Raw genomic sequence first — 17,040 nt, forward strand, 5'->3', positions numbered from 1 at the left:
TGAGATAGCGCAGGTTTTATTTATTTCAACAGTTTCAATTGTCGCCGTCTATATTAAACTAGCCTGGATTGTTCTGATCGCGAAACAAATATGAAAAATCTCTATGCGCTTGGTCTACAACAGGTTCAGCAGGAATTAACGACACTGCAAAATCCAGGTTTTTATTGGATCACCAGTCAACGTCAGGAAGATGCACGATTGCTGCTGCGTCAGGTGGTTAGCCATCAGCAGGCCGCTACACTGGTCAGCGCTGATGAGAAGCCGCAGTCGCTGCTCACCCCCGATCCTGTCTCCGGCCCGGTGCGGATTCCACTGTTCTCTTTACCTGCGAACAAAGCCAGTTTACAGCGTCTGGAGAGTGATTTTGCCCGCATACTGAATAGCCGTAGTGGCTTAGTGCTGTTTTACAGTCATGCCGCGTTGTGGAGTAAATTATCCGAGGATGAACTCACGGATTGGGTTAAACGAATGCGGCGTTTGTTAATCAAAAAGCAGGCCACATTGCTGTTGATCACGTCAGGAGCATCCATTCTTCACTTACGTAATCATCTACAACGTTATTTTCGTCAACTTGATGGTGTTGCACATTTAGATTTTCAGCAGGACAGTTGGCAATATCGAATTAACTGGTGGTACTCCGCCGACAAATTACTGGCCGATCGCGCTATCCGATTTCGATGCGAAGATAATCAATTCATTGCGGCCAATGAGGCAGAACAAAATATTCCTCTTAGCCTGAATGATGAAAATCAGTTTCTTGCGCAAGAAGCCGTGCTCGAAGGTGCGCCACCGCTCTCCAGCCAGTGGCAACTGTTCAGCGACAATGAAGGCGTATTTTCCCGCGCTCAACAGGCGAATGCGGCAACGGTCATCTTTAATCTGGCCCATAACCAAGACATCAATACACTGGCCAAGATGGTCCACAGTTTGCGTCGTTCACGAGGGAATGCGCTAAAGATTGTGGTACGCGAAATCAGTACCAGTCTTAGGTATAGCGATGAGCGCCTGCTGCTGGCGTGTGGGGTGACGGCCATTGTACCCACAGCGGCAAGTTTGTCCCGCTTTCTCACCACACTGGAAGGGATTCAGGGGCAGCAATTTACTCGCCACGTGCCGGCCAACCTTGCGGGATTAATGCAGGCGTTACAGCCACTGCAGCAGAAAGGGCTCCTGCCGCTGGAGAATTTCTGTGCGGCAGTGCAGCAGTTGATGAGTAATACGTTGCTACCGGAAAATGATAAAGGCTTGATGGTGGCGCTGCGCCCTGTGCCGCAATTAAAGCCCGAACAAGTTTTAACGCTCTGTAAGCCACGCCGTTTCGGCGATCTGGTGACGTTGGTCAATGAGCGCATCTATTTATTTCTCTCGTCCTGTCGTTTCAACGATCTGGATATTGCACTGAAGTCGATTTTTTCGCTGCCGCACGATGAGTTGTTCAGCAACCGGGTAGTGTGGTTTGAGGACAATCAGATCCTGTCGGAAGTGCATAAAATCCGCCAGCTGACGCCAGTGGCACAACGTGAAGCGCCGATGGTGACGATGCAGGTAGCACAAACCCATCAGACACCTGACGAGACCCAGCGCCGCGCACAAACCCCACAGCCGATTACCCTCAACCTGGATGGAGATCGCCACTGATGACACTGATGGATTGGGTGCAGGTGGCGATCCTGCTGTTATTGATTTTACTGTTCCTGAAATCCTTGTTCGTGCGCTGGTTACCGCGCAGCAGCACCAGTTTGCTGATGCGTCTGTTGCCGCTGCGTGCGCTGAAATCGGAAGGGCAGTGGCAACGCAAACCCGCTAAAACGGATACGAAACCGTAATGAGTGATAACAAACCTTCGACGCTGCACGGTTCGTGGTGGCGCGGTCTCGGTGGCTGGAATTTCTACTTCCTGATCAAGTTTGGTCTGTTGTGGTATGGCTATCTGAATTTTCATGCCTTAAGCAATTTGGTGTTTCTGGCGTGGTTACTGTTCCCACTGCCTTCTCGTCGTCTGCATCGCATCCGGCACTGGGTTTCTGTGCCAATAGGTTTTGCCCTGTTTTGGCATGATACCTGGCTGCCGGGGCTGGATTCGATCATGAGCCAGGGCAGCCAGCTGGCGGGATTCTCAGCCGCTTACCTGCTCGATCTGCTGGAACGCTTTATTAACTGGGAGATGATCGGTGCTGGTTTCGTGCTGCTGGTGCTGTATATGTTTGTTGCCCAGTGGATTCGCGTCACTGTTCTGGTGTCGTTGATGCTGATTTGGCTCAACGTTTTAACCATTGCAGGCCCCGCAATGAACTTGCTACCAAGCAAAGCGGCTACGCCGGAAGTGGCGCTGAATGACAAAGTTTCGACCGCCAAAGCGCCGGATGGCCTCGACCAATCGGCACCCCCTACCAGTGCCAATCTGACCGCCTGGCTTAACCGCTTCTACGACAGTGAGCGACAACGTGTGACGCATTTCCCGGATGCGCTCCCCGCGGACTCACAGCCGTTTGATATCCTGGTGATCAACATCTGCTCCTTGTCCTGGTCGGATATGGATGTGGCACACTTGCGCGACCATCCGCTGTGGAAGCATTTTGATATTGTGCTGAACAACTACAACTCTGCCACCGGCTACAGTGGCCCGGCGGGGATCCGTTTGTTACGTGCCAGCTGTGGCCAGACCTCGCACACCAATCTATATAAACCCACCGATCAGCGTTGCTATCTTTTTGATAATCTTGCCAAACTTGGGTTTAAGCAGGAGTTGATGATGGACCACACTGGCGTGTTTGGTAACTATCTCAAAGAGCTGCGTGAAGAGGGTAACTTACAGGCACCCCTGATGTCGCAGGCGGGTATTGCGCCAGAGTTAACGTCATTTGACGGTTCAACGGTGTTCAATGACGGACAGCTTATGCAGCGCTGGCTGGATGACCGCACCAAGAGCAGCGATGCACGTAGTGCCACTTTCTATAATCTCATCCCCTTGCATGATGGTACGCGTGAGTTAGGCAGCACACGCACGGCGGAATGGCAGCCACGCGCTAAAGTGCTATTCGACCAACTGGATACTTTCCTGACTAATCTGGAAAAATCAGGCCGTCGCGTCATGGTATTGGTGGTGCCGGAGCACGGTGCAGCGCTGCAGGGCGATAAAATGCAAATGTCAGGATTGCGTGATATCCCGAGCCCAAGCATTACCCATGTTCCGGTGGGGATTAAGTTTGTGGGCATGAAGGCACCGCATCAAGGGCAACCGCTGACCATTGATACACCGACCAGTTTGTTGGCGATATCGGAGATTGTTTCACGTGTGGTGGATGGCCAGGTCTTTAACGCGCCGAATGTGAATATGTCAGTGCTGACGGATAATTTGCCGCAATCGCCCGTGGTCTCGGAAAACGATAATGCGGTGGTGATGATGTATCAAGGCAAGCCCTGGATTCGACTCAACGGAGGAGACTGGGTCGCTTATCCGCAGTAGCACCGGATGAAAATGGCGGCATAAATGCCGCCATTTTATCAAGTGTGGTGTGTGAAACGACCAGCACACCGGTTTGTCTCTTTTCTTAGCCACTTTTCGACTTTATCCCGGCGCAAATAAACACTGACCTGCGATATACTCGCAACGCATTTTATCTAAATACACGGCGTTAGACGCCGGGAGAGGTTTTGTTGCGCGTCAGTCGCTCGTTAACGATAAAACAGATGGCAACAGTGTCCGCTGTGGCAATGGTGACCATCAGTATTTTTATCGTCATTCAACTTTTTCACTTTGTGCAGCAGCGCAGAATTGACTACGCCCAGCAGATGGAGAATATCGCGCATACGGTGCGTCAGCCGCTGTCAGAAGCGGTGTTAAAAGGCGATATTCCGCAGGCCGAACATATCCTCAATACGCTGAAACCCGCGGGTATTTTGTCGCGCGCCGATGTGGTGCTGCCCAATGCGTTCCAGGCATTGCACGCGGACTTCGTACCCGATAAGCCCGTCCCTCTTTTTGTGGCGCGTCTGTTTGAGTTACCCGTACAAATCACCTTACCGCTCTATTCTGTCGAGCGCACTGGCTTACCAAAGCCGATTGCTTATCTGGTGCTGCAAGCCGATTCATCACGCGTTTATCAGTTTCTGCTGAGTACGCTCTCCACCATGATCACCACCTATTTGCTATTGGCACTGATTCTCTCGGTGGCGATAAGCTGGTGCATCAACCGGCTGATTGTTCATCCCTTGCGCAACCTGTCGCGTGATTTGCAAGAGCTGCCACCGCAAGCCATTCTCACGCACAAGCTCGATTTACCGCAAAACCATCGAGATGATGAAATTGGCATGCTGATCCGCAGTTACAACCGCAATCAGCAGGTGCTGGAGTCGATTCATGATGAGATGAGTCGTATGACCACCCATTTTGCGGTCACCGATCTGCCCAATCGTGCGCTGTTCCTGGCGTTACTGGACCAGCACATCAGTCATCGCCATCGTCGCCAGCCTTGGGGCTTGATGGTGATTCGCATTGAAACCTTGCAAGAAGCCAACGGCGTGCTGAGTGATGAGCAGCGCGACACCCTCATGTTGACGCTGGTGGAGAAAATTCGTAGCACGGTTGACGACCACACGCTGTTGGCGCAAACCGGGCCGAGCGACTTCGCACTGTTAATGAAACGCGCGCACAACCCATTCCGGGCGATGCGTCTGGCGCGTAATTTGATGATTCGCATCAATCAGCCAGTGAACCTTCACCAGTTACAGCTGCGTCCTAATGCCAGTATTGGTCTGGCGTTACATGACGACGATTTGGTCAGTGCCGGAGAACAACTCGATCGCGCCACTTCCGCAATGATGTCAGCGCGTCATCAGGGCAAAAACCAGGTCCTGTTCTTTGACCCCGCGCTGACCGAACGGGCGCAAAAACGTTTAACACAGGAGCACGATATCTTGCAGGGATTACAGGATGATCAGTTCGCGCTCTACCTTCAGCCGCAAATCAATATGGAAACCGGCGAACTGGCGGGTGCTGAAGCGCTGCTGCGTATGCGGATGCCGGATGGTAGCTATGGGTTATCTGAAGAGTTTATTGCCAGCGCAGAAGAGATTGGTGTGATTTCAGCGATTGGCCGCTGGGTGTTTGAGGAGGCGTGCCGCATTCTTGCCGGGTGGCAGAAGCAGGGCATTAATATCCCACTCAGCGTCAATATCTCCGCTGTACAGCTGCGTGATGCCAGCATGGTCACCCATTTACAAGGCTTGTTGGAACGCCATCGTATTGCGCCGGGTAATTTCGTGCTGGAGATAACCGAAACCGCGCAGATTGGTGATGCGGAACAGGCAATACAGTTGCTGCGTTCACTGCAGCAAACCGGTGTTGCTGTTGCTCTGGATGATTTTGGCATGGGTTACTCCAATCTCAATTACCTGCACCAGTTTAAAGCGCTGCCGGTGAACAAGCTGAAGATGGACCGCAGTTTTGTTGCTGCACTGCCTGATGACGACACCATGGTCCGCATCGTGGCGGCGATTGCCGATATCATCCATCTGGATGTCATTGCCGAAGGTGTAGAGACCGAAGAGCAACGTGATTGGCTACTGGCGCGTGGAATTACGATTGGTCAGGGTTACTTATATGCTGAGGCTCTCCCTTTACCTGTCTTTAATCAGCGCTGGCTTTCCCGTTCGTCACATCCTGAATAATCACCTGATTAATTGATTTTCCTTGTGAAATCACCGTCAGATGGCTTGCTGAAGCGTTTCAGTTCATAGTTAGAGTTTTGTAACTTTTGTAAGGAATGTAAGGGTATATTAATCCTGTTAACTGGGTGTTATTTTCCCGCAATCGGTAAGGTTATACGCTTCCAGGCGGCTTGCCGCATGCGTTTTCCATAATAACGACGGTGAATGCCGTCTATACCTGGACACCTGTTATGAAACTGTTCAAAAGCCTCTACTTCCAGGTGCTGGTTGCCATTGGCATCGGCGTCCTGTTAGGCCACTACTATCCTGAGTTAGGCGCGCAAATGAAGCCGCTTGGCGATGGCTTCGTTAAGCTGATCAAGATGATCATCGCCCCCGTGATTTTCTGTACGGTGGTGACCGGTATTGCCGGCATGGAGAGCATGAAAGCAGTTGGACGTACGGGCGCTGTCGCGCTGCTCTATTTTGAAATTGTCAGCACCATCGCGCTGATCATCGGCTTGGTTGTGGTCAACGTGGTACAGCCGGGTGCGGGCATGAACGTCGATCCGGCCACGCTTGATGCCAAAGCCGTGGCGGTTTACGCCCAGCAGGCGCAGGAGCAGGGCGTCATAGCCTTCCTGTTGGATATCATCCCAGGCAGTGTGATCGGTGCCTTCGCCAGCGGTAACATCCTGCAGGTGCTGTTGTTCGCCATCCTGTTTGGTTTTGCCCTGCATCGCTTGGGTAACGCCGGGACCGTGATGTTTAACGTCATTGAGAGCTTCTCGAAAGTGATCTTCGGCGTGATCAACATGATTATGCGCCTCGCGCCTATCGGTGCCTTCGGTGCCATGGCCTTCACCATTGGTAAATACGGTGTCGGTTCGCTGGTGCAGTTGGGCCAGTTGATTGTCTGCTTCTACATCACCTGTGTGCTGTTTGTGGTGGTGGTGCTTGGTTTGATTGCACGTTGGGCCGGTTTCAACATCTTCAAGTTTGTCGCTTACATCAAAGAAGAACTGTTGATCGTGCTGGGGACTTCTTCATCTGAATCTGCGCTGCCGCGTATGCTGGATAAAATGGAGAAGTTAGGGTGTAAGAAATCGGTCGTGGGTTTGGTTATTCCAACCGGCTACTCATTTAACCTGGATGGCACCTCGATCTACCTGACCATGGCGGCGGTATTTATCGCGCAGGCAACCAACGCCCATATGGATATCTTCCACCAGATCACCTTGTTAGTGGTGCTGCTGCTCTCTTCTAAAGGTGCAGCAGGGGTAACGGGCAGTGGCTTTATCGTGCTGGCGGCGACCTTATCTGCGGTAGGTCATCTGCCGGTTGCCGGTCTGGCGTTGATTCTCGGTATTGACCGCTTTATGTCCGAAGCACGTGCACTGACTAACCTGGTCGGTAACGGAGTGGCGACAGTGGTGGTGGCGAAGTGGGTAGGACAGCTGGATGAACAGCAGATGAAAGCGACGCTTTCTTCAGCGAAAAAGGTGAATAACGCCTCACAAACCAGCGTCTAATCGTCTATTTACGCTAATTTCCCGAGAAATGCCCGCTGTCGCTTGCCCTGACAGCGGGCATTTGCATAATAAACCCCATTGATTTTTTTCCCGATTTTTTACCTCGTTGCGCGACATCCTGACCATCCTGTGGTCAAAGAGTCTGTTCTTCAATAAACGTGGCGGCAAACTGCCGCGTCGGTCATCTCAGAGATGACCGCACATGTCGCGATAACGAGCGTTGATCTGTTTGAGTAGGGGTTCACATGCAGGGCACCAGAATTCGGCTTTTGGTTGGCGGATTGATCCTTGCGGCATCCGGCTTCGGCGCACACGCCGAAACACTCCAGCCCGATCCCGCGTGGCAGGAAGGCAAACTGGACAATGGTTTTAGCTGGCAGCTACTGACCACGCCACAGCGTCCAAGCGATCGCATTGAGTTGCGTTTGATTGTTAACACCGGTTCGCTGGTGGAGAGCGCGCAGCAAACGGGCTTTAGCCACTTATTACCCCGTCTGGCGATGGTGCATAACGCCGCGCTGGATACCAATCAGCAACGGGCACTCTGGCAGCAGGCCATGGATCCACAGCGCCCTCTGCCACCGGCTATCTCGTCGTACGATTACACGCAATATAATTTGAGCTTGCCCAACAACCGTCCTGAGTTGCTGAAAGAAGCATTGAACTGGCTGGCGGCGACGGCAGGTAAAATGAGCATCAATGAGCAGGTGATCTCCACCGCGCTCAGCGCGTCCGACCCTATCGCGACTTGGCCATCCAACACCCAAGACGTGTGGTGGCGTTATCGCCTGAAAGGCTCATCAATGTTGGCGCACGACCCAGGTGAGCAGCCGCGCGCTCCGGTGGATATCGCGCAACTGACCAGTTTCTATCAGCAATGGTACACGCCGGATGGCATGACGTTGTATGTCGTCGGAAATGTTGATAGCCGCAGCATGGCGGAACAAATCAATAAAGCCTTCTCACCGTTGAAAGGTAAACGTGTCGCGCCTGCTGCGTTGCCAACCTTGTCACCGCTGCCGCATCAGGCGGTCAATCTGGTGAATGGCGGGATGAATCAAGATCGCCTGTCGTTGGTGTGGGATACGCCATGGCAGCCGATTCGTGACTCACAAAATCTTCAGCATTACTGGCAGAGCGATCTGGCGCGTGAAGCCCTGTTCTGGCATGTGCAGCGTGCGCTTGCTGACAGTAAAGCGCAAAGCGTGCAGGTTGGTTTTGACTGCCGCGTGCTCTATCAGCGCGCGCAGTGCTCCATCAACATGGACAGCCCCAATGCCTCGCTGCCGCAGAATATGAACCAGGTGGCGAAAGAGTTGGCAGCGGTGCGTGATAAAGGTTTGCCGCAAGACGAGTTCGATGCCCTGATGGCGCAGAAGCTATTAGAGCTGAACAAGTTATTCGCTACCTACGCGCGCACAGACACGGATATTTTGATGGGCCAGCGTTTACGCTCGCAGCAAAACGCGGTAGTGGATATCGCCCCGGAGCAATATCAGAAACTGCGTCAGGCGTTTCTTAGCGAGTTAACGCGCGATCAGCTTAATCAGGAGCTGCGTCAGCAATTATCGCAAGAGCTGACCATGGTGCTGATTCAACCGCAGGGTGAAGCCGAAACCAACGTGAAGATGCTGCAAGAAGGCTGGGACAAGGTGATGAAGGTGCCAGATGCGCCTGCCGCTCCGGCTGCGACCGATGATGCAGCGAAAACGGATGGCAGTGCCAGTGTCCCTGTGGAGCAGCAGGCACCTCCTTCTTCCTGAGGTCAGCCCATTGTCGCGAGCCTCTTGCGCGCCAGTCTGTGTAGGCGTGCAAGGGCCGCGTCTGCAATATTACGTAGCGGTGCGATTTATCTCGCACCCTTGAAGCAATGGCGTCGCTGACCGGGGCGCAATACATTGCACCGTTACGATGACATCACCTTTCTACGTCTTTGCTCGCAGCCACTCGGTGACCAGCATCGGCCAACTGGCCAGCGGTAAATCCGCCACGCCACGAATGCCAAATCCGTGGCCACCTTTCTGATAGAAGTGAATTTCCACTGGCACCTTGTGTTCACGCAAGGCACTAAAGAACACCATGCTGTTATTCACGGATACCGCCTCATCATCGCTGGCATGAATCAGCAGCGTAGGGGGCGTTTGTCCATGCACGCGCGTTTCCAGCGAGTAAGCATCAATCATCTTCTGATCTGGCCATGCGCCCAGCAGGCGGGTGCGCGAGCTTTCGTGCGCCAGTCCCTCCCGCATACTGATCACCGGATAGAGCAGGACCATTGCATCCGGTCGCGGTGAGAAGTTGTCAGCATGATCCTGCACCGGGTAGATTTTTTCGCCGAAGCGAGTGCCGAGGCTGGCAGCCACGTGGCCGCCAGCGGAGAAGCCCATCATCACGATGTATTTACCGTTCATGCCGCGCTGTGCCCGTTCACGCAGCACGCGCACCGCACGCTGGGCATCAGCCAGGGGGGCATCTGGCCCTTCATGATGGCCATCGTAGGGTAAGCGATAGGTCATGACGGCCAGCGTGTAACCCATGGACGTAAAGAACGTGGATAGCGCACTGCCCTCGCGATCAATCAGTACGCGTTGATAACCGCCACCGGGCGCAACCAGCAGCGTAATACCGTTTGAGGTTTCAGGATGCCAGATCGCCATTTCAGGGCAGCGCACGCCGGTGGCGGCGCGGTCATAAGGCTCATACTCTTTGGCGAGATCGACGATCTGTGGTTGAGCGCGCGAGTCACTCGCGCCTGGCGCATCACCGTGCGGCCAGATATTGATGATTTCTGTGTGCATAAATCAGTCCTGAGCGAGTCGTGTTGTCGTTTTTTTTGTTCGCGGCCGGTGTCACAGCATCCTGCTGTTATTGATTAAAACATGGTCTGTTTTCGCACTGACGTCCAGCCGAAAACCGCCTATTTCGCGAGTTTAGGACTATGCCTGGCGGCGGGTTGAGTTGTCGTAATTGATTGAATTTAAATTGGAGTTATTAATAATTTTGAAGTGAAAGAGGCGAATGGTATCCGCAGAGGCATCACTGGCGATGTTGAAGAAAATTAGCAGTGAAATATGCGTGATTAACGCAAATTTTTCTCTGCATTCATTAAGGCCTGATTATGGTTTTATGGTTAATTGCAGAAGGTTTGGGCGCGGCACGATTTTTCGTGCGCATCTGAAGCGACAGTGCCACAGACAGATGCGCAAATTATTGCCTCGCGATTTTTCAGTGCGAGATTTATTTCAACGGCGGCATTGCCGCCAAGGGAATAATCGCACCGCGGTGCTGGATCACCGTGCTGGCCGTCAGGTGGCCGCGTGCGGCAGCATCTTCTGCACTGCCACCGGCCAAACGCACAGCCAGATAGCCAGCGCTGAACGAATCGCCTGCGGCTGTGGTATCAATCACTTTCTCTTTCGATAGTTTAATCGCCGCGACTTCACGCAGTGGCTCATCGCCAATCGCCACTAAACAGGAGTCTGCGCCGCGCTTGATGGCAATCTCCTGCACGCCGGCTTCACGGGTGCGTGCAATGACGGCTTCCAGTGGCTGTTCGCCCCACAACAGATGTTCGTCATCCAGCGTCAGGAATGCCATGTCGGTGTGACGCAGCATCTCGGCATAGGCCTGCTGTGCACTGGCTTTGTCAGCCCACAGGCGCGGACGATAATTGTTGTCGAAAATCACTTTTCCGCCGTTTTGACGACAGGCACTGAGCAGCGCCATCAGCTTCTCGCGGCTGGCAGTCGGCAGGATCGCCAGGCTGATGCCGCTCAGATAGAGATAATCGTGCTGAGCCAGCTGTGCGCAAATCGCATCGGATTCCGGGCTGTCTAGCCAGAAACGTGCCGCAGCGTCATTACGCCAGTACCAGAACGTACGCTCGCCGTGATCGTCAGTTTCAATGAAGTACAGGCCAGGCATCTTATTATCGAGTCGCTGAATCAGCTGGGTTTGCACCTGCTCCTGCTGCCAGGCGGCGATCATCTGGTCACTGAAGCTGTCGGTGCCCAGTGCGGTGACATAGTTTACCTGGAGCTGCTGGCTATCTGACTGACGCGCCAGATAGACCGCGGTGTTCAGCGTATCACCGCCAAACCCGCGTTTAATGTTCTCGCCTTTTTCGGACAACTCAATCATGCATTCGCCAATAATGGCGATGTTCTTCTGCGTCATGGTTTTCGGCCTGTAGTGAATTCTGCCCACGAGTCTCGCGTCTGGTATGGCAGCTGTCAATGATTTTCAAAACGATGTTTTAATTTAGCTTAAGGGGCTGATTGGCCGCGTCAATGACGATTTAACGGACAAAGCGCCGTCTGTTTTGCCGATTAAGCCTGAAACGCGCTGATACACTCAACTGCTCGTGTGGCTGCTGAGACCAATAAAGTTATCCCGTTGATAGCCGATACTTGCCGCTGGGATGTTATTTGCAGGCACCCACCACCAACCAGGAAAAAACCATGGTGATGAATAATTTAAGTCATCGGCTGCCTTTTTCAATTGAACTGGAGCAACAACAGGAAACGCGTCTCTTCTGGCAGCAGTGCCAACGATTCTATACTTTCCAGCCGATCTACCAGGTCTCCGGCCATTTACTGGCTATTGAATTACTGACTGCGGTGACCCACCCATCCGCACCAGAAAAAAGGTTGTCGCCCGAAACCTATTTTGACGCGCTGAATATCGCGCAGCGCCTCGACGTCGTCGAAGAGCAGCTTGAGCTGCTTTTACAATGGTCGCATTTCTTTACTCAGCGTCAGCTGGTGGCCTCGGTCAATATTGATGGCCCTACGCTTATGGCGATACAGCAGCATGCGCAAATCCGTCAGCTCATCACCCGGCTACCTTGGGTGCGCTTCGAACTGACGGAACATCATGCGCTGCCGCAAGAAGAGATGGTAGCGAAGATGCCAGAATTGGGTCCGCTGTGGCTGGATGATTTTGGATCTGGCATGGCCAACTTCTCGGCGCTGACTGAACTACGCTACGACTATATTAAGCTGTCACGCGAGCTGTTTATGCTGCTGCGTTCCACTGATGAAGGCCGTTCACTGTTTTCCATGCTACTGGCCTTGATTAACCGTTATTGCAACGGCGTGATCGTGGAAGGTGTGGAAACCGAAGAAGAGTGGCAGCAGGTGCGTAACTCACCCGCGATGGCCGCACAAGGCTATTTCTTCTCTCGTCCAGTGCCCTTCAGTGAGTTGGAATCCATGGCGCTTGAGCTTCCCTGATCCCGTTCCCCTACGTCTCGACTACAGTTAATTGAGACGTGGAAGGGCAAGGAGGAAGCATAATGTCACGTACAGGAAAAATCCTGAGCTGGGTTATCGGGATTTTCGTATTACTGATTGTGGTGGTCGTGGTGATTATCGCCACCTTTGACTGGAACCGCCTGAAACCTACGATCAACCAAAAAGTCTCAACTGAACTGAATCGTCCTTTCGCTATTCGCGGCGATCTCGGTGTGGCATGGGTGCGTAACCGTGAAGAGCCCGGTTGGCGCAGTTGGGTGCCGTGGCCCCAAGTACATGCCGACGACGTCATGCTCGGTAATCCACCTACGATTCCTGATGTCACTATGGTGCATTTGCAGCGCGTTGAAGCCACAATTGCGCCGTTGGCTTTGCTGCATAAACAGGTTTATCTGCCCTGGATTAAGCTGCAATTGCCGGATGCACGCTTGGTGCAAACTGCTGACAAAAAGAACAACTGGACCTTTAATCTCGCCAGCAGTGAAAACAGCGATCCCAATGCGCCACCTTCCGCCTGGTCCTTCCGCCTCGACAACATCCTGTTCGACAAGGGGGAAGTGCGTTACCGCGATGCCATCAACAAGGCCGATGTGACGGTCACGATTAACCCACTGGGCAAACCTGTTCCTTACGCGCAAGTCGCTGGCGGCAATGACCAGCAGAAAGGTGCGTGCGATTTCGTGTTTGGCTGGCAGGCCGATGGAACTTACAACAATCAAAAACTGGAAGGTGACGGTAAGATTGGCGGCATGCTCTCGTTGCGCAGTAAAACCACGCCATTCCCACTGCAGGTGGATGTGCGCAACGGCACCACACGCGTACGCGTGGACGGCACCTTGCAGGATCCACTCAACCTCGGTGGTTTGGATGTGCGCCTGCGTTTTTCTGGCGATACGCTGGCTAATCTTTATGGCTTAACAGGCGTGTTGTTGCCAGATACGCCGCCGTATGAAACGGATGGTCATCTGATTGCCCGCTTCAATGATGCCAAAGGGCCACTGTTCCAATATGAGAAATTCAATGGGCATATCGGTGACAGTGATATTCATGGCTCGCTGACATATCGTCAGGCAAAACCGCGACCCAGCCTGACCGGTGAATTAAGTTCGAACCAGCTGCGTATGGCGGACTTGGGTCCGTTGATTGGGGTGAATTCCGGCAAAGGCAGTGAAAAGACGGAGAAGGCCAAAGCACAACGTGGTGAAGCCTCAACGCAGCCTGCGGACCGCGTGTTACCGCATGACAAGTTCGACACCAAAAGCTGGGATGTGATGGATGCGGATGTGAAGTTTAGCGGCAAGCGTATTGAGCACAGCAGTAAGTTACCGCTCAGCGATCTCTATACCCATCTGCAATTGAAAAATGGCGATCTGCTGTTAGATCCGCTGCGCTTCGGCATGGCCGGTGGCAGCATCAACTCCACCATTCATCTGGAGGGTGATAAGAGCCCGATGCGCGGTCGTGCCGACCTGCATGCACGTAAGCTACAGCTGCGTCAGCTGTTCCCTGATGTCACGGCCATGCAGCGTAGCCTGGGACAGTTGAATGGGGATGCCAGTCTCAGCGGCACCGGCAACTCGGTCGCCGACTTGCTCGGCACCAGCAATGGTGAGCTGAAACTGTTGATGAACGATGGCTTGATCAGCCGCAGCTTGATGGAAATTGCCGGACTGAACGTCGGTAATTATGTGGTCGGTAAGCTGTTTGGTGATGATGAGGTACGCATCAACTGTGCGGCCACCGATCTCAACATTCGTCAGGGATTGGCCACGCCAAAAGTGTTCGTGTTTGATACCGAGAACGCGGTGATTAACGTCACCGGCAGCGCCAACTTTGCTAACGAACGACTGGATTTGTCGATTAACCCGGAGAGTAAAGGCATTCGCATCATCACGCTGCGTTCACCGCTCTATGTGCGCGGCACGTTCAAAAATCCGGATGCGGGCGTGAAAGCAGGGCCGCTAATTGCACGCGGTGCAGCGGCCGTCGCCTTGGGTGCCGTTGTGGCACCGGCCGCAGCGCTGTTGGCCCTGATTTCACCCAGTGATACCGATGCCAATCAGTGCAGCAACGTGCTACAGCAGATGAAAAGTAAGAAGTGATCAGTTACGCCACAGCACTTTGATGATGTGGTAACCAAAGGCGGTTTTCACCGGTCCGTAAGGTTGCAGTAGCGGGCAGGAGAAAACCGCCTTATCAAAGGCGGGTACCATTTGGCCCTTACGAAACTCACCCAGATCGCCACCGTTGCGGCCCGAGGGGCAAGTGGAGTGTTTTTTCGCCAGTTGCTGGAAGTTTGCGCCCTTTTCCAGTTGGGCCAGCAGGGATTTGGCCTGTGCCTCATCCTTGACGAGGATGTGTAAAGCCGCCGCGGTTTTCGCCATGATGGTGTCTCGAGATGTATGTATAATGTGCGGCGCATTATAGCTTAATGCTTTCCCCGTTCTTCTGATTTAACTGAGTGAAATTCCGTTATGCGTTTAAACCCCGGCCAACAACGTGCTGTCGAATTTGTCACCGGTCCCTGTCTGGTGCTGGCCGGTGCGGGCTCCGGTAAAACTCGTGTTATCACCAATAAAATCGCCCACCTGATCCGCGAGTGCGGCTATCAGGCGCGCCATATCGCTGCAGTGACCTTCACCAACAAAGCCTCACGTGAGATGAAAGAGCGTGTGGCGCAGACGTTAGGGCGCAAAGAGGCGCGTGGCCTGATGATTTCTACCTTCCACACGCTGGGGCTGGAGATCATTAAACGCGAATACAAAGCGCTGGGGATGAAAGCGAGTTTCTCACTGTTTGACGATCAGGATCAGCTGGCGCTGCTTAAAGACCTGACAAAACAGTGGTTGGAAGAGGATAAGACGCTGCTGCAGCAGCTGATCTCCACCATCTCAAACTGGAAAAATGATCTGGTTGATCCGCAGGGCGCGGCCGGGCTGGCGAAATCGCAACGCGACCAGATCTTCGCTCACTGTTATCAACTGTATGATCAGCATCTAAAATCCTGCAACGTGCTGGATTTCGACGACTTAATTGCATTGCCCACGCTGTTGTTGCAGCGCAATCAGGAAGTCCGTGAACGCTGGCAGCAACGCATTCGCTACTTGCTGGTGGATGAATACCAGGATACCAACACCAGCCAATATGAGCTGGTGAAACTGCTGGTGGGTAGCCGAGCACGTTTTACCGTGGTGGGAGATGACGACCAGTCGATCTACTCATGGCGTGGTGCGCGTCCACAAAACCTCGTGCTGCTGAAAGAGGATTTTCCGGCACTGGAAGTGGTGAAGCTGGAGCAGAATTACCGCTCAACGCAGCGCATTCTCAAGTCCGCCAATATTCTGATCGCCAATAATCCGCATGTGTTTGAGAAGCGCCTTTTTTCCGAACTGGGTGAAGGCAGTGAGTTGAAGGTGCTGAGTGCTAACAACGAGGACCATGAGGCCGAGCGTGTGGCGGGCGAACTGATTGCCCATCACTTCATCAACAAAACGGCCTATAAAGATTATGCGATTCTCTATCGCGGTAACCATCAGTCGCGCGTGTTTGAAAAGCAGTTGATGCAGAACCGTATTCCGTATCGCATTTCTGGCGGCACCTCATTCTTCTCGCGCCCAGAGATCAAAGATCTTCTCGCTTATCTGCGCGTACTGACCAACCAGGAAGATGACAGTGCTTTCCTGCGCATCGTCAATACACCACGCCGTGAGATTGGCCCAGCCACGCTGCAAAAGCTGGGTGAATGGGCGACATTGCGTAATAAAAGTTTGTATCACGCCAGTTTTGATATGGGGCTGGAGCAAACGCTGAGTGGTCGCGGTTTGGAGCATCTGCAACGTTTCACCCACTGGCTGAATGAGATTGTTCAACTCACCGAACGTGAGCCGGTCAATGCCGTGCGTGACCTGATTCGCGGTGTCGATTACGAAAGCTGGTTATTCGAGACGTCACCCAGCCCTAAAGCCGCTGAAATGCGCATGAAGAACGTCAACACGCTATTCCAGTGGATGACGGAAATGCTGGAAGGTGACGAATTGAACGAGCCAATGACGTTGGCGCAGGTGGTGACGCGCTTTACGTTGCGCGACATGATGGAACGCGGCGAGAGTGACGATGATAGCGACCAGGTACAGCTGATGACGCTGCATGCGTCGAAAGGGCTAGAGTTTCCGTATGTCTATCTGGTCGGTATGGAAGAGGGGTTGCTCCCTCATCAAAGCAGTATCGACGAGAACAATATCGAAGAGGAACGTCGCCTGGCATATGTCGGCATTACCCGTGCGCAGAAAGAGCTGACGTTTACCTTATGCCGTGAACGCCGTCAGTATGGCGAACTGGTACGCCCGGAACCCAGCCGTTTTCTGCTGGAGTTGCCACAGGATGATGTGGTGTGGGAGCGCGAGAAAAAGGTGATCAGTGCCGAGGAGCGGGTGAAAACCGGTCAGACGCGCGTCGCCGGTTTACGCGCGATGCTGGAGAATGCGAAGAAGGGGTAAATTCCCTGCCGTTCATTCAGGCCAGCCCTCAGGCGAGAACCGTCGCGAGCGTAGCGGAGGCAAGGCGAAAAGTTCCCGGCAAAAGGCCGTAAATGAGCATTTGACGGG

12 protein-coding genes are annotated in these 17,040 nt (G+C 53.3%); 9 read left to right on the forward strand and 3 right to left on the reverse strand.

Annotated features, from left to right (window positions below):
• Positions 1–90: 90 nt before the first annotated feature.
• From bcsE to F3J38_RS19890, 6 genes are all read left to right on the forward strand, one after another.
• Positions 91–1,638 carry a cellulose biosynthesis protein BcsE gene (gene bcsE, locus F3J38_RS19865; RefSeq protein ID WP_167141225.1) on the forward strand — a complete coding sequence of 516 codons (1,548 nt, stop codon included), beginning with the start codon at positions 91–93 and terminating at the stop codon, positions 1,636–1,638.
• Entirely contained in the window at positions 1,638–1,826 is a 189-nt protein-coding gene (gene bcsF, locus F3J38_RS19870) for a cellulose biosynthesis protein BcsF (RefSeq protein ID WP_167141226.1), read from the forward strand. Before bcsE ends, bcsF begins: the two co-directional genes overlap by 1 nt.
• Positions 1,826–3,466, forward strand: a complete 1,641-nt coding sequence (gene bcsG, locus F3J38_RS19875) for a cellulose biosynthesis protein BcsG (protein ID WP_167141228.1) — start codon at positions 1,826–1,828, stop codon at positions 3,464–3,466. The genes bcsF and bcsG overlap by 1 nt, the downstream gene beginning before the upstream one ends.
• A 191-nt stretch (positions 3,467–3,657) precedes the next feature.
• Positions 3,658–5,670, forward strand: a complete 2,013-nt coding sequence (gene hmsP / locus F3J38_RS19880) for a biofilm formation regulator HmsP (protein ID WP_205298346.1) — start codon at positions 3,658–3,660, stop codon at positions 5,668–5,670.
• 230 nt (positions 5,671–5,900) lie between these two features.
• Positions 5,901–7,181 (forward strand): dicarboxylate/amino acid:cation symporter, encoded by a 1,281-nt coding sequence (locus tag F3J38_RS19885; RefSeq protein WP_167141232.1) that lies wholly within the window; start codon positions 5,901–5,903, stop codon positions 7,179–7,181.
• 245 nt (positions 7,182–7,426) lie between these two features.
• On the forward strand, positions 7,427–8,944 hold the full coding sequence (locus F3J38_RS19890) for a M16 family metallopeptidase (protein WP_167141234.1): 1,518 nt from the start codon (positions 7,427–7,429) through the stop codon (positions 8,942–8,944).
• 162 nt (positions 8,945–9,106) lie between these two features.
• Here F3J38_RS19890 and F3J38_RS19895 read toward each other — a convergent pair whose 3' ends face one another.
• Together F3J38_RS19895 and kdgK are read right to left on the reverse strand one after the other, a co-directional pair.
• Entirely contained in the window at positions 9,107–9,979 is an 873-nt protein-coding gene (locus F3J38_RS19895) for an alpha/beta hydrolase (protein ID WP_167141236.1), read from the reverse strand.
• Positions 9,980–10,418: 439 nt separating this feature from the next.
• Positions 10,419–11,357: a 2-dehydro-3-deoxygluconokinase gene (kdgK, locus tag F3J38_RS19900; protein ID WP_167141238.1), complete on the reverse strand. Its 939-nt coding sequence runs from the start codon at positions 11,355–11,357 to the stop codon at positions 10,419–10,421.
• A 284-nt stretch (positions 11,358–11,641) separates the two neighbouring features.
• Between kdgK and pdeH the strand changes: the two genes are divergently transcribed.
• Both pdeH and F3J38_RS19910 read left to right on the forward strand, forming a co-directional pair.
• Positions 11,642–12,415 (forward strand): cyclic-guanylate-specific phosphodiesterase, encoded by a 774-nt coding sequence (gene pdeH, locus F3J38_RS19905; RefSeq protein ID WP_167141240.1) that lies wholly within the window; start codon positions 11,642–11,644, stop codon positions 12,413–12,415.
• Between the two features lie 62 nt (positions 12,416–12,477).
• Positions 12,478–14,538, forward strand: a complete 2,061-nt coding sequence (locus F3J38_RS19910; protein ID WP_167141242.1) for an AsmA family protein — start codon at positions 12,478–12,480, stop codon at positions 14,536–14,538.
• On the opposite strand, the gene ppiC is transcribed toward F3J38_RS19910, so the two are convergent.
• Positions 14,539–14,820, reverse strand: a complete 282-nt coding sequence (gene ppiC, locus F3J38_RS19915; RefSeq protein WP_034827827.1) for a peptidylprolyl isomerase PpiC — start codon at positions 14,818–14,820, stop codon at positions 14,539–14,541.
• A gap of 90 nt (positions 14,821–14,910) precedes the next feature.
• Here ppiC and rep point away from each other — a divergent pair, with 90 nt between their 5' ends.
• Positions 14,911–16,932 carry a DNA helicase Rep gene (gene rep, locus F3J38_RS19920; RefSeq protein WP_167141244.1) on the forward strand — a complete coding sequence of 674 codons (2,022 nt, stop codon included), beginning with the start codon at positions 14,911–14,913 and terminating at the stop codon, positions 16,930–16,932.
• Positions 16,933–17,040 lie beyond the last annotated feature (108 nt).

The sequence above is a fragment of the Candidatus Pantoea formicae genome, assembly GCF_011752625.1.
GTDB classification, from domain to species: domain Bacteria; phylum Pseudomonadota; class Gammaproteobacteria; order Enterobacterales; family Enterobacteriaceae; genus Pantoea; species Pantoea formicae.

Excerpts from the sequence above, each read along its gene's own strand:
- bcsG (WP_167141228.1), top strand. The coding sequence starts at position 1,826 with ATGAGTGATAACAAACCTTCGACGCTGCACGGTTCGTGGTGGCGCGGT.
- rep (WP_167141244.1), top strand. The coding sequence starts at position 14,911 with ATGCGTTTAAACCCCGGCCAACAACGTGCTGTCGAATTTGTCACCGGT.
- kdgK (WP_167141238.1), bottom strand. The coding sequence starts at position 11,357 with ATGACGCAGAAGAACATCGCCATTATTGGCGAATGCATGATTGAGTTG.
- pdeH (WP_167141240.1), top strand. The coding sequence starts at position 11,642 with ATGGTGATGAATAATTTAAGTCATCGGCTGCCTTTTTCAATTGAACTG.
- F3J38_RS19885 (WP_167141232.1), top strand. The coding sequence starts at position 5,901 with ATGAAACTGTTCAAAAGCCTCTACTTCCAGGTGCTGGTTGCCATTGGC.
- F3J38_RS19895 (WP_167141236.1), bottom strand. The coding sequence starts at position 9,979 with ATGCACACAGAAATCATCAATATCTGGCCGCACGGTGATGCGCCAGGC.
- F3J38_RS19890 (WP_167141234.1), top strand. The coding sequence starts at position 7,427 with ATGCAGGGCACCAGAATTCGGCTTTTGGTTGGCGGATTGATCCTTGCG.
- bcsE (WP_167141225.1), top strand. The coding sequence starts at position 91 with ATGAAAAATCTCTATGCGCTTGGTCTACAACAGGTTCAGCAGGAATTA.
- F3J38_RS19910 (WP_167141242.1), top strand. The coding sequence starts at position 12,478 with ATGTCACGTACAGGAAAAATCCTGAGCTGGGTTATCGGGATTTTCGTA.
- bcsF (WP_167141226.1), top strand. The coding sequence starts at position 1,638 with ATGACACTGATGGATTGGGTGCAGGTGGCGATCCTGCTGTTATTGATT.
- ppiC (WP_034827827.1), bottom strand. The coding sequence starts at position 14,820 with ATGGCGAAAACCGCGGCGGCTTTACACATCCTCGTCAAGGATGAGGCA.